Source organism: Paraburkholderia haematera (assembly GCF_905220975.1).
Lineage (GTDB): Bacteria > Pseudomonadota > Gammaproteobacteria > Burkholderiales > Burkholderiaceae > Paraburkholderia > Paraburkholderia haematera.
Genome location: NZ_CAJNBK010000001.1, coordinates 786752 through 799611, shown reverse-complemented (window position 1 = coordinate 799611; position 12860 = coordinate 786752). Strand labels below are relative to the sequence as shown.

The following is a 12860-nucleotide window of genomic DNA, read 5'->3' as shown; positions in this document are numbered from 1 at the left end:
TCAAATGAATTGATGGCCACAACCGGTCAAATCGATGGAAGTTGGCGGATTGCACAAATGAAACCTAAGCAGATAACATTGGACCGGCTAGACTGGCGAATACTGGAAGCGCTACAGAGCAATGCGCGCATCAGCAACACCGAGCTTGGCAAGCAGATCGGACTTTCACAGCCAGCCGTCACTGCCCGTATCAAACGACTCGAGGAACAAGGTGTCATTGAAGGTTACGCGGCTCGAATCAATCCCGGCCTCGTGGGCCGTGGCATTGCTGCCATTGTGCGGATCCGGACCACGCATGCCCAGATCAAGCATTGCCTGGGTGCTTTCGAAGCAATGCCTGAAATCATCGAGGCGCATCGGATAACAGGCGAAGACTGCTTCATGGTGCGGATTGTGGTCGAAGACATGACGCAACTCGAGGTGGCAATCGACACGTTGGCGAAATTCGGGCCGGTGACCACCGCTGTCGTGCTGGCGAGCTATCCACCGAAGACGATCCACGGATCGTTACTTTAACCGGCTGCTATGTAGAGATGTGGGTGCCTGTTCAGGGTCGAGTACGGAAGTTGGGCATCAGGCAAGGTTCGGCCACAAGGGGACCTACGAAGTTGGCGTCCAGTTAGTCGACAATCAGCAAGCGCTCGCGACGCTCAATCGGCTGGGACATCGTGCGCGGCCGGTGTCCGAACCTCCGCCGAATCATCCGTCGTCTCCGACATGACCGGCGGAATGAGATGCGTGACCATACGCGCTCGCCGGAAAATGATTCCTGCAAGTATCGCCATGATGGGCGGTAACCACAGCGCAGGCTGCAGATTCGGAGGAAAGAAAAATACGAGCGGTGCGAGCCATACGGTAACCAGCACAGCCCGCTCCCCCTTGAGCCATCCGTGACGACGTGCGTCAAGAATCAGAAAGGCGATCGGCAACGCCAGCCAGACAAAATCGTAGCCACGCAGGTAAGGCTGGCACAGTAACGTGGCTGGCGCGACGACCGCTGCCCGCAGGGTAGCGCGGGACGGTATCGCAAAGAGAAAGGCGGCGAGCGCCAGCGATGGCGCTGCCATCACAGCGTGAGTCAGATAAGCTGCGATCGGACTAGCGCCGAAATGCCTCGCGATTCCAAACCACGTCGGCATGCCCCCGGCCCAGTTGACGTCGACCGTGAGCTTGCTGAACTGCGGGACGGCCGCGATAAATTTGCTGAAGGTTTCGAACCCCAGCGCAAAGCCTGCGGCTGCACAGAATACGCCGACTGTGATCAGTGCCGCAGAAAAAGCGCGCCATCGTCGTCCGGCGAGAAGGACGAGCGGAAAAACGATCCCCAGCTGCGGCTTGATGGCGAGCAGTCCAATGCATACCCCGGCCAGGGCAGGCTTCTTATCGAGAAGCACCAGGGAGGCTGCGGCAAGGCCAAACGTAAATAGCGAGTTTTGCCCCGACAACAAGGTAATCCACAGCGCCGGAAATGCCAGTACGGGCAGCCAACTGGACAGAGAAGGCGCCGCCAGAATTCGATTCCATGTGAAGCCTGAAAATACCATGCCCAATACCGTAAAGAGCATATAGGACCAGGCAAACGGCAACAGCGCCAACCACTTAACGGCGAGAAGGAAGGTCGGCGGGTAGACCCACGGTGCAGGAAAGGGGCGATGTGCGGCGTGCTCAAGCGCACTCACGATCGGCTCAGTTAGTGCGACGTCGTATGCGTTGGACGCAGGGCCGTGAAGGGTCACAAGGGATGCTGCCCAGAAGACGGCGAAGTCCCAGCCGAGCGCAAAGAAATCGGGGATTTTGCGCACGTAGGCGCCATCGATTCGGATCGCCAGGTACACCAACTCCATCAGCAGGATGCAAGCGCTATACAGCGCGATTCGCTGTCGCGTTAGCCAGTTAGGCGCACCTTCAAAGCCCGTGGTCTTTTCTTTCATTCGCTATCTCTCCCCGCTCATTCGGTGGCTCTCCACCAATTATCCGATTTATACGAAAAAAGGGGACTGTTCAAGCAAACGTAGGGAAAAACCTCATTCTTGGCTGATCGGGCCACGCAACTAGATGTGCAATCCGACAACTCACAGTCGCGTCGATGCTTCACTGACTCAGGTGAGCCATTTCGCATGCGTTGCGAAGGCCCGCTAAGGAGGGATTTATATGACCGCTCAGGGTCGAACCGTGCCGTTCAAAGTCACTTTGCCGGATCTTCCCAGGCGGCGATAGTTCAGGGCGTGTAGCGGAGCATGTTGCCTGGCGTTGTCGCGGAGGCGTTCCGCATGCTGCTTAAGCTTCTGCCATCGTTTTGATTTGGCGAGTGAGAACCCCAGCTCACGGTCAGGATCAAGCGAGCCGAGAAAGGTTAGCCACGTCAGCCAAATAACAGGGGACGGGCCAGAGAGCGTATCGAGGAAGGCGTCGACATCTTCTCTCATCGCGATCGCCCGAAGTCCGTATTATTCAATAGTACCAAGTATCGCTTTTCTGAAAATAATTTTCTGACACAGTAAGACCAGGGCTCCCCCTCGAGCGGGACTTTTGCCGGAAGTCAACCGTGAGACTCTTGACAGGCACTCCACGTACACCTCCTCTGTACGATCCGCAAAAGTCTGCAACGAGAACTGTGCTTCACTCTTGGCACGCGCAGCAGCACCGGCACGCTCGACCTCGAACGGGTTGCCCAGCAGGAGCGCGAGAATCTGAGCGATGTACCCGCATCCACCAAGCGGGACAACCCACCCGTCCTCACCGGGCGTGACGTTTTCAGGCAAGCCGCCCGCGTTGGAAACAATCACCGGCTTACCCATCGCCATCATCTCCCGGCATGCGAATGACAACGTTTCCCGCTGCGAAAGGACAAAGCCTACATCCATCACCGCTACTGCGGGCCGGACATCCCGAAGCATTCCCGTATAGATTACCTGCGCCGCCATCCCCAGCGCAGCCACCCTCGATAGCTGTTCCGCCCCGGGTAATTGCCCCGCGAGGACAATGCGGACGCGTTTGCGTAATGCATCCGGCAACGTGGCAACCGCAGTCACCATGTCCGTCCAGCCTTTGTTGTCATCCATGCCTGCGATGCTGCCAACTACCAGCGTATCCTCCGGAATCCCCGGCAAGAGATGACCTCGAATCCTGTCGGCGGCGGCTGTCCTCATGGGTACAAAGCGTTCGAGATCGATCCCGTGCCGCACAACCCAATTAACCTTGCGTCCATAAACGGTTTTCGCTAACCGATTGCGTGTGTATGCCGAAACAGAAATTACCGCATCGGTCCCCAGCGTGCCCTTAAGCCATGTGGTTACGCTCTTCGCTGGCAGATCATTGTGTTTCGTGTAAACAATGCAGGGCCTGCTTTTTCCCAATCCTGTCGTAGCAAGCATCGCGATCCGGTGATCCGCCGATCCATTGACGTGCACGATATCGAAACCATTCAGTTTGATCAGACGTCGCAGGGCCCGTCCGGTGTTGACCATTGACGTCAGCGTATTGCGGAAATCCAGTGCAACGACGTCGACATCCGGCATCTGCTCCGCGCTGAGATAGAGTCGACTTGACCTGGGTGCTGCAATCGTTACGCGATGGCGCCCCCTCAGTGCTTCCGCCAGGTTAAGGATATAGGTCGTATGACCGCCGCCGTCACCCGTATGAAAGTTGGTGTACAGAATCTTCATGAAAACGCGTTCCTTCCAAATTCTCTGAATCGCTTGAACCAGTAGTACGCTCCGCCCCACTGCGCGTGTTGATACCGCTGCACCTTCCGCGCTAGCCACTCTCCATTCTTGCCGTTATCCGCCATGCGATGAATCTGGCACGGGTCGCTACCCGGAAAGTTGCGTTGAGTGTTGCGCGTTGTGTAGAGGTACTCGAACCCAGCCATTCGGGCAGCATCGATATAGTCATTGTCGTAATAGCCTTCTGGCCAGCACAAATGCTTTGATGCCCCCCCATTTTCTCGGTCAGAATCCGCTTTGACGTCTCGATGTCCGTGCGGATGCGATGAATTTTGCTGTCTGGATCAGTACATAACTGGCCCCAACGCCGGTGACTGTGAGTGTGGCTGTGGAATTCGAAAGTACCAGCCGCGCGCATAACGTCGATTTCACTCCAGCGTACGGTTACATCGTCGGCTTGCCCGATCTGAACGAGGCGTTCGCATTCCGCGTGCGAACGTTCCGCGCTGGCAGCACGACTCAGGAAGGATCGAGCGGGACCGTCGTGGACACGACCTGTTACAAGAAACATGATCGCGTTAAGACCGTAGCGCGCAAGACACGGATGAGCATGAACATAGTTGTCCAGATAACCGTCGTCGAACGTCAACAGGATTGACTTCTCGGGCATTGCCCCGCCGTGTAGAAAGCACGCGAATTCGTCCGCCGTTAACGTGACGTATCCGTTACGCGCTAGCCAACGCATCTGCGATTCGAAGTGCTCCGGGGTTATGCTGAGCTCCCCGGGCGATGGTGAAACATGGTGGTACATCACGACCGGTACCGAGCGAGCGTAAGATTCCATCGATGGCCTTATCTACTATGAAAGTCAAAACGGTCAGCACCGTTTGCTGCGGACAATTCAGCCGTTCTCGTTAGATGATTTGGCATGCTAACCATGCATATGCTTATCCCGCACAGAAAGTCTGAAAAAAAACCGGCCCGTCTCGGGGCCGGCGAAGGGGTTCCGGCCATTCCGAGGGCCAGTGCCGGAACCCTGTGCAGCCCGCTATGATCAAAGATCAGGTCATCGCTGGGTAACCAGCCGACCGATGCCCGCCCTCCCCGCTGCATGGCAGGCCCTCAGCAGGCTCGTAGCGATAACGGAATTCCCGATCGCCCATCGGCCACGAGTTTCCCGTGCCGTCCGTCAGTATCCAGTCGCCTGGATTCACCTTGCGCCAACCCTCCGGTGTTCCGATGGCCCACATCTGCCCTTGACGTTCCACTCGCGGATGATCGCCCGGCACGAACCATTGGCTTGCTTCCACTATTGAGTTTCGTTTCCTGAACTGCATCCTTGTTTCCTGTCCGTCGATCTTGCGAGCGGTACGTGTGGCTCAACAGTAGCGTGTGGTCACTCGACGTCACCTGACTCGTGCGTTGCGATGTTAATCATCGCCGTCTCACATGACTGTCGATTTGCTACAGCGATTGTGGAGTTTTGTCGGTAGATATTTCCTCGTATTACTCAATCGAAACTCAACCGCCGCATAGCTGATGCGTCGCGCATCTTGCGACGCTCGACAAAATTCGACAAGCGCACAAGCAACTCGACATGAATGCGCGGCGCGAATAACTTCATCAAGCTTTCAACATGCATTGCTGTTCGCCGCGCTCGCCACGTAAGAAAACCCCAACGTTCAACCGCCGGCTGCCGAATACCGCGGACCGAAAGACACCCGCCGGGCTTTCAGTGCAGATGACGACTGGAGCCCGGCATCAGCCTCTCCTGGCATTAAGGCGCTTGAAGCCGCTGTGCTTCCCTTGGCCTGGATGACCGAAACGGTCGACACGCAATAGTTCAGGGGGTGGAATGACAGGCGCAAGGCCTGTCAGAGATGGATTGCTATTGTCCATTCATCTTCGAATAATGAAGGACGCTGAAGGGTCGAACTGAGCCGTTCAAAGTCACTTTGCCGTGTTTTCCCGGACGACGATAGTTCCGGAGGAAAACGATACGTAAAGCCACCGCCGGACACCGTAACGATCCGCACCTGTCAGAAGAGGCCTGTCGGCATCGCGGCAGCGCTGATCGTCAGCACGCAGGCGTGCGCCGCTCAGCAGCCGGTAACGAATGACAATAATGCAACCACCCGTGCGGCCGACATCACGCGTACCTACGGTCTCTCGAAAGACAAGACCAAGTGCCTGCTCTTCGATACCGCCGACAAGGGCGAATACATTCTGGTGCGGGTGCGCGAAAACCACACGGAAGCGTGCGGCGGAGTCGCCGACGTCTCGCCTACCCTGTTCTTTCTGAAGATCCGCAAACGCGACGGCTACACGGTCACTACCGCGTATGACAGCGAACAATACCTGCCGCTCGAAACACCTGCAAAGAACTGAGTCGCAGGCCCACCGAAGCACGGTCAACGTAATACAGCGCCATCCACAATGGACGGCACCGCGCGTATGGATGCAATCATCCGGTCAGGTTCACCGCCGACCGTCCTCTCGACGAGGAGCGCGCCATGAGTGATCATTTCGCCCGCGCCGGCTACGGTATTGACTATGTCACGCCACTCGCCAACGACCATGACACGCGGTGGCCGCTGTTGTGCAGCCACAGCCAGCCAGAAGACACGCCAAGCTGAAATGCGTTGCCTGGCACCCAACAGCCTGTCATCTATCCGAATGTCCTTCTCACCCACGCATTTATTCTCAAACGCTACGGCGTGCGCCTGACGATGGCTTACCTCGCCGAACCACTTGCAATGTCGGAAGACACCATCCGCAATCAGGTTAGCGCCGAGACGTTCCCGATACCGACAGCCAAGGAAGAAGCTGCGCGTCACGCGCACTATGACGCTGTCGCAGACTATCTTGACCAGATGACGTAGCACCGTTCCAAGCTTCGAAATATCCCTGTCGACGGTGTACCCACCCGCGTCGGCTTTCCTGCGATCCTAAGTAAACTTGACGATCTGTTGCGTCGTGGGCCGTGTAGCAACATGACTTTCGAACGCATCCTCCAGCCGCTGCAGGATCTAGTACTCGTTCGATTTCGTTTTGACGGCCCGGTCCGATTCGTCCCGCATCTCGCGATACTCTTTGACGAGGTCGCCCACGGTTACAGTGGTAGCGTCGACAGCGTTCTGCCCCTTGTCGATCTCGACTTCTTTCTCCCGCGCCCAAGCCTCGGCAGCACCTTTCGTTTTGAGCGTTTTTGCTATACTCTGCCCTCGCTTGCGCGCCTGGGCACGCCAGCGACTGCCTGCTGGCAGGATTGAAGCCACGTTTTATCCCGGTCGGAAGCTGTAGCAGTGCCAAATCGCTTTTCAACGCTACAGGATCAATTTTTAGCAAACGCTGCTATAAACTGGGGTTCACAGGCTGTCACGGCGCTTCATTTAGGAAGAAGCAGAAATGCCGGAAACGCCCACGGGATAAGGCTGAGGCCAACAGAAGCAAGGCGCCGGTCGTCCGATTGAAAACATCTATCTCCCCGTAGTTCAATGGATAGAACAAGTGCCTCCTAAGCGCTAGATACAGGTTCGATTCCTGTCGGGGGGACCAAACATACGTCCCGAGAAGTCCGAAGAAATCTTTAAAACCCCGCCAAGCCTAGCTTCGCGGGGTTTTTCGTTTCCAGCGACGTCCAAACTCAACCATTTACAGCTGGGGGTAAGTGGGGGCAACTTGGGGGGTATCAGAATAGCTCTCAAGCCAGATACCCCCACATGCCATTGACCGACACTACTATTCGGAACATCAAACCCAGTTCGACGCCCTTAAAGAAGTACGACAGCGGAGGATTGTTTCTTCTTGTCACTACTGCAGGTCAGAAATGGTGGCGCTTCAAGTACCGGTTTGCCGGAAAAGAGAAGTTGTTGGCACCCGGCGTATACCCGAAGTCGGGTTAGCGGCAACACGTAAAAAACGCGACGCGGCCCGCTCCAGCAGAAACGAAGCGATTGGCGGATTTGGTCCGACTGCATAACCGCCTCCTAGTTCATGAAATGAAGCTGGAGGAAAATCGTAAGCGAAGATAGCCGCCGCGCTCATCCCGGAAACAGATCGATTTCTTCCCCGCCGGCCGCAAGCGGAGTTAGAGCCGGCGGACCACCGTAGAGGCTTGCTTGCCCCAACTGGCAGATCAACCTCATCTGCCGCCTCTCCGCCCAAGCTGCATTTTGCGATTGTGCGCTGGGTCGTCCGTCCCACTCGTGCGGCCGCAATTGCGACTTGTTCGTTATCGGGGCCGAACACCCAACGACGGCCCACTCCGTGAACGGTTTCGCGCTCCATCGCTTCGCGCCACCGACTTCAGTCTCGATCAATAATTCTGGCGTGTATGCGTGACCGACAGCGGCAGCGGTGCCACAGATCGAGAATAGACGTCGGTTCATTGCTGGTCATATTTGTTGTTCGTTCACGCACAGTTGCATACGCATGCCATCATGAAAATGCCAGACGAATCGCGTCATCGAAGCCACCCTGTATGCAGATCAGGATTCGGGCGTGGATGCCTGCAATTTCAGCAGCTTCAAGATATCGCCATCGCTGATATGGAACGACAGGTCGGCGGCGAGCGGCCTATAAAGATCCGGCAGGCGGGTCCATTCGAACAGAAAATTATCCGAATAGAAGTGTCCGATCTGCTTCAATGCAGGCGTCGCATCGGTAGTCCCGGTGGACGGATCGTAACCGGCGCGTATTTTCGCGAATTCTTCCATGCGCCCAATGCACGCTAAGCATCCATTGTTTACGCCCTTTTCCCAAAGGCGATAGGCATCCACCTTTCGTCCTTCCATGTCTGCGAGCAAACCAAGGCTGTCGTAAGCGTCTCCATTTCCCTGCGCCGCCGCACAGTCCAGCATCGCCTTGCCGATCTGCCGTAACTGTTTTGACCGAACAACAATATTGCCCCCCACCCACGCCATTGCGTCGGGACTTCCTCGGTCGATTGCTTCAGACATCACCCGTTCCTGCTCATCCGGAGTCTGCTCAAGATAGGTCGCATAGGTGTATGCCGCAATCGGAATACCTTGAGACGCCAACTTCTCAAGCCGTCGCGCCGCATCCTGATGTGCCGCAGCGTCTCCCCGCGCCTTAAAAGCCCAGACGCTGTCGACATAGTCCGCCTTCCAGCTCCCTGCCTTGATGGCGGCGCTTATCAGATCGAGACGTTTCTTGCGTGCAGCCTCGCTGTCCCAAAAATCAGGAACGCCATCACCGTGAGTGGTGTACTGGACAAATTCGCCGAAAGCCCGCGCTGCGTTGCCCGCATCTTCCGGCGTGTGGTCTTTTGCCTGACGGCATACGAACGACCTGCCCTTGAACTGCGCGATGAGCGTCTGATCCCTTTCCTCGGCGCTTGCGTCATCCCACACCGTCGAATGATTGAAGTGGTCTAGTTCCTGCGATGAAGTATTGCCCTGCCACGATGACGTACCGCTCTGATCAGTACAGCCGGTGAATGCAACAACCACAAACAGCAGCAACATCAAAGTTCGCACAATTCAACTCCTACGTTTGTCCGGGGTAATCAATCCTGCCTGTCAGGACGTCAAACCTCGACCGACATTGACTGCTGTGAGGCGACGAGCTTCGGCGGAGGATCACATTTGCAGATACACAAATCATCGCTCAGTGCTGTGCGGCGTCCGCCCGGACCCGGCATCGTGAGGCGCGGGCCATCGCATTTAATCTTGCCCATCGAATTGCAGGCCGGACACGCTGCGTCATCGCCTTCATGTGCGACATGCCGACCACTAAATGACAGCGCCGTCGGCTGCGCGTGAACCGTTCCGGATGCTGTCGTGTGATCGCCGTCGAGGATCAGATATCTTCACGATCTACCTGTTATTGGAACATCACACCTGATCGATGTACGCAACTAGTTGCCACGCAACCTTTACAGTCTGCTGGGGCGTACCCATCATTCGGTCAAGAAACGTAAGCTGGCGCGGTACATTCACGACGAGCGAAGGCAATGTATCGCCCTTGAGGAAACGTCGTTGTGTGTCTCCAACCTGCCCCGCTTCGAGCTTCGCGTGCCACACGCCATCTTCGGGGCAGATATCCCCTGTGCTCGCTAGAGTGCCGAGTGGTTGACGGGCTGCGCCGTTCGAAGGTTCGTCGGCCTGCGATGTCTTGTTCGACAATCCCGATAGCGGCAGGCCCGTAGCGGGATCAAGATGCTTTGCTCCTGCCATCTGGTCGATAATTTCGTCAGATGGCTTCTGCGGCGGCACCGCTGCGTCCTGCTCTTTTTGCCACTGGAACGTGCCGTCCCACGGTGGGAGTTTCGCGGGCGGCAAAGGCACGATTTTGTCGATGTCGGGAACCTTCGGGTTGCGACCGTCGTGGGAGTCGATGAATTTACCGATTAAATCGTACCGCCGGGAACGCTCCGGATCATTTGGAAGTGCAAGATAATCGAGTTGATTGGTCGCTGGCGGTCCCTTGAATCCATTTCGCAAAATTGAGGCCGACAGCGTGTCGCCAGCGCTCACGGCATTTTGAAACGCTTTAATCGCCCCACCGTAATCCGATCTGTCTTGAAGGAAAACCCCCAATGTATTTGCCGCATCCCCGTAGCCCTGATCCGCAGCACATTGCCGCATCTGCCGTGCGATGTCAGGAGCACGATCATGAGGTGCCAGTTGTTCCGCGACATAAGCCTGCGCCTCCGGATTACCAAGGTCGGCTGCTTTGCGCAAGTAATGCAATGCAGCTTCTACGTCCTGCTTCAGGCCGTAGCCCGTTTCGAGATAGTGGCCGACATCGTAGTAGCCACTCGGGATACCCTGCTTGATCAGTTGCATTGCAAGATCAACCGTTTCAGTCGGCGCATCGGGCGAGTCAGCCAATCCTTGCGAAAGAAGCGATTGCAGGTTCTGGTTTGCCTTGTAATGATCGTGTGCCGCTGCAATCCTGTAGTAACGGGCAACGTCGTTGAAGTCCTTGGCACCTTCTTTTTTTTCCAGATACCGCGCGTAGCGGAACAGGCTGTCTGCCTGCGGGTCGAGCGGCGGTAAATGGTCCGCCTGATGCGTGCAGGTAAACGCGAGATTAGCGCGCACAGCGCTCATGTCGGGCAGTGAGGTCACCGGAGGTTCCTTTTTCGTGCAGGCACAAAACAGAAGTGAAAGCGCGACGATCAGAAGGTGTCGTTTCATGGCTTAATCGCTGCGGCTGATGTCGTTGGTTGATCGCAGGAAACCGACGAGGGAAGCTACCGGAGGTTGATCGCCGCTTTGTTGGCGGACTGTGTTTCTCTTGATTATTATTCCCCACTGTTTGAATGCTTCTACGGGCTCATCCTGAGCACCTTGCTCACCTGTATGCAGGCCCCACAGTTGCCTGCGTAGCGATTGCGCTACATCCGAATGCTCGGTACAGATGTTCAGTTCGCTGTCACCTTCCATGCTTCGGGAATTGAGGTTCGCGGAACCAAGCGTCGTGAACGCATCATCGATAGTCATCAGTTTCGCATGCACGTAAACAGGCACCCATCCGCCCGCCGGCGAATCGGGCGCAACCAGCGTACACACGTGCACCTTCAGGTTGGTCATGTCCATTGACGGTATGTCGACGTGCGCGAGGTCCTTGCTCTCCAGTTCAGCGAGATTCTGCTGATCCTGTTGAATCGCTTGCTGATTTTGTGTGTAGGCCGACATCGCACCCGAAACAGAGCCGGGATTGAACGGGTCGACAACCAGCCCCTGTCCGGACTGCAATTGCTGCTCGCGCGCCTGGTCCTGCGCCAGCGCATCCTGAAGCGCTTTCCGGTTCGCTTCCACGGCAGCATCCTGAGCTGGAGTCTGTACTGCCCTCGTGACGCCGGGCATTGAGTTTGTCTGTCCCAACGCGTGAAGCATGCGGTACGTATTGAACGTCCCGTTAGCCACGGCCGCGTCATCGGAGTTCGTGATCACGAACAGATGAATCGGACCATGATAGCCGGGGTCGCGGCCCCCTTTGGTCTGCGCCAGTGCCGCACGCTTGATCTGCTCAGCGAGCGGCACCCACCGGAAATACTGGTTCTGGATAAACACGTACCTCGTCGCGTTGTTCGCCGCCTGAAGGTACATCACCTCAATATCCGTGACGCTTTTCTTGCCCTTTTCCTTCTGCGAGCGCGTGCGCACGATCTGCGCCATCACGGCACTGCCGGTATCCTTTCCGGGGCGAATCTTCAACTGCTTCTCCATACCCTTGCGTGATTTGCCGAGGCTCTGCCCCGTTGCCCCATCCCATGCCAGACAGAAATTATCGTTCAGGTCCTGAAGAATCGGGCCGGTCACCATGCTCGACATGTCTTGCCACGGCGTCGGTCCATTACGCCCCACACCCGGCCCGTTGCGCTTAGCGCTATGATCGTTTTTATCCCAATACTGGTCGAGCATGTTGTGCCCCATCACGAAGCCCGTCGCAAGGTTCGGGTCCTCATAGTCGATCAGCACCATCTTCTGGTGATGGGTCGGCGTCAGCAATCCCGTTGCAAAGGCATTCTGGATTTTCGTGCGCGTATCACGTTCCGAATCCTTGCCACGAAGATACAGCCGCCACATATTCTCGCGACGCTCATCAAGCGTGAAGTCGCGGGTCGCGAACTCGACATCCGAGAAGGTAAAGGGGTAATGCGTGAACCACTTCAATTTGCGTACGGCGGAATCCCACGTGCCGACCATCGTGACGTTATTCAGGTTGGCGCAGTAATACCACCACGAATCGTAGAGACGTTCTGCGGTGCTCTGGTAGTCTTTGGCGATCAGCGTGGACCACTTGTCATACGCCCAATCGGGAATAAGCCGCTTGATCCATGTCTCCGCGTCATAGCCCGGCATGTTATTTTCGCTCAACTGCGATATATACCAGTCGTCATGCCAGCACAGCAGCCGGACCTTCACGCCTTCCTTGCCCTTCTGAACAAGAAGCTGCCCGATTGTCTTGTTGTCGCCACTCCCGCGCCGGAAGAACATCGACGGCTGGAACCCCCAACAGATGATGTCGACTGAATGCTTGGCATCATGGATCGCATCGTAGACGGCACCGAACGCTTCTTCCCCGTTCACCAGTGGCCGTAACGTCGCCAACCGGGGATTGTATTCGGTCTGCTGCACGAACCATGGCGACGGGATACTAGCGCTGCTCGTTTGGTTCAGGGCAAGAGGTGTCGTAATCGATGTGGTCGGATTCGCCATG

General features: G+C 56.5%; 14 protein-coding genes and 1 tRNA gene. 6 read left to right on the top strand and 9 right to left on the bottom strand.

All coding sequences use genetic code 11. The annotated features are described in order from the left end of the window. Positions 1 to 57: 57 nt before the first annotated feature. Entirely contained in the window at positions 58 to 516 is a 459-nt protein-coding gene (locus KHO23_RS03535) for an Lrp/AsnC family transcriptional regulator (RefSeq protein WP_211609835.1), read from the top strand. Positions 517 to 650: 134 nt separating this feature from the next. Here the strand turns inward: KHO23_RS03535 and KHO23_RS03530 are convergent, their stop codons facing one another. The 4 genes from KHO23_RS03530 to KHO23_RS03515 all read right to left on the bottom strand — a co-directional run bounded on the left by KHO23_RS03530 (position 651) and on the right by KHO23_RS03515 (position 4335). Next, positions 651 to 1931, bottom strand: coding sequence for a glycosyltransferase family 87 protein (locus tag KHO23_RS03530; protein WP_211609642.1), 1281 nt, complete (start codon positions 1929 to 1931; stop codon positions 651 to 653). A gap of 228 nt (positions 1932 to 2159) precedes the next feature. Then, on the bottom strand, positions 2160 to 2426 hold the full coding sequence (locus tag KHO23_RS03525; protein WP_211609641.1) for a hypothetical protein: 267 nt from the start codon (positions 2424 to 2426) through the stop codon (positions 2160 to 2162). A gap of 21 nt (positions 2427 to 2447) precedes the next feature. Beyond that, positions 2448 to 3665 carry a glycosyltransferase family 4 protein gene (locus KHO23_RS03520; RefSeq protein WP_211609640.1) on the bottom strand — a complete coding sequence of 406 codons (1218 nt, stop codon included), beginning with the start codon at positions 3663 to 3665 and terminating at the stop codon, positions 2448 to 2450. 91 nt (positions 3666 to 3756) lie between these two features. Then, the gene (locus KHO23_RS03515) at positions 3757 to 4335 is read right to left on the bottom strand and encodes a polysaccharide deacetylase family protein (protein ID WP_211609639.1); all 579 of its coding nucleotides are present in this window, start codon (positions 4333 to 4335) and stop codon (positions 3757 to 3759) included. 1565 nt (positions 4336 to 5900) lie between these two features. Between KHO23_RS03515 and KHO23_RS03510 the strand changes: the two genes are divergently transcribed. The 3 genes from KHO23_RS03510 (at position 5901) to KHO23_RS03505 (ending at position 6547) form a co-directional block, all read left to right on the top strand. After that, on the top strand, positions 5901 to 6053 hold the full coding sequence (locus KHO23_RS03510) for a hypothetical protein (RefSeq protein ID WP_211609638.1): 153 nt from the start codon (positions 5901 to 5903) through the stop codon (positions 6051 to 6053). A 125-nt stretch (positions 6054 to 6178) separates the two neighbouring features. Further along, entirely contained in the window at positions 6179 to 6301 is a 123-nt protein-coding gene (locus KHO23_RS35350; protein ID WP_268963866.1) for a hypothetical protein, read from the top strand. Between the two features lie 6 nt (positions 6302 to 6307). Further along, complete coding sequence (locus KHO23_RS03505; RefSeq protein WP_211609844.1) at positions 6308 to 6547, top strand: hypothetical protein; 240 nt, start codon at positions 6308 to 6310, stop codon at positions 6545 to 6547. 147 nt (positions 6548 to 6694) lie between these two features. On the opposite strand, the gene KHO23_RS03500 is transcribed toward KHO23_RS03505, so the two are convergent. Further along, the gene (locus tag KHO23_RS03500) at positions 6695 to 6943 is read right to left on the bottom strand and encodes a hypothetical protein (RefSeq protein ID WP_211609637.1); all 249 of its coding nucleotides are present in this window, start codon (positions 6941 to 6943) and stop codon (positions 6695 to 6697) included. Between the two features lie 205 nt (positions 6944 to 7148). Here KHO23_RS03500 and KHO23_RS03495 point away from each other — a divergent pair. Together KHO23_RS03495 and KHO23_RS03490 are read left to right on the top strand one after the other, a co-directional pair. After that, positions 7149 to 7223 (top strand) — tRNA-Arg (locus KHO23_RS03495). A gap of 164 nt (positions 7224 to 7387) precedes the next feature. Continuing rightward, positions 7388 to 7570, top strand: a complete 183-nt coding sequence (locus KHO23_RS03490) for an Arm DNA-binding domain-containing protein (RefSeq protein WP_236066705.1) — start codon at positions 7388 to 7390, stop codon at positions 7568 to 7570. Positions 7571 to 8155: 585 nt separating this feature from the next. On the opposite strand, the gene KHO23_RS03485 is transcribed toward KHO23_RS03490, so the two are convergent. The 4 genes from KHO23_RS03485 to KHO23_RS03470 form a co-directional block, all read right to left on the bottom strand. Beyond that, positions 8156 to 9154 carry an SEL1-like repeat protein gene (locus tag KHO23_RS03485; RefSeq protein ID WP_211609636.1) on the bottom strand — a complete coding sequence of 333 codons (999 nt, stop codon included), beginning with the start codon at positions 9152 to 9154 and terminating at the stop codon, positions 8156 to 8158. 62 nt (positions 9155 to 9216) lie between these two features. Further along, on the bottom strand, positions 9217 to 9489 hold the full coding sequence (locus KHO23_RS03480; RefSeq protein WP_407946033.1) for a PAAR domain-containing protein: 273 nt from the start codon (positions 9487 to 9489) through the stop codon (positions 9217 to 9219). A 34-nt stretch (positions 9490 to 9523) separates the two neighbouring features. Then, complete coding sequence (locus KHO23_RS03475) at positions 9524 to 10831, bottom strand: SEL1-like repeat protein (RefSeq protein WP_236066704.1); 1308 nt, start codon at positions 10829 to 10831, stop codon at positions 9524 to 9526. A gap of 3 nt (positions 10832 to 10834) precedes the next feature. After that, positions 10835 to 12859, bottom strand: a complete 2025-nt coding sequence (locus KHO23_RS03470; RefSeq protein WP_211609635.1) for a phospholipase D-like domain-containing protein — start codon at positions 12857 to 12859, stop codon at positions 10835 to 10837. Position 12860: the final 1 nt, after the last annotated feature.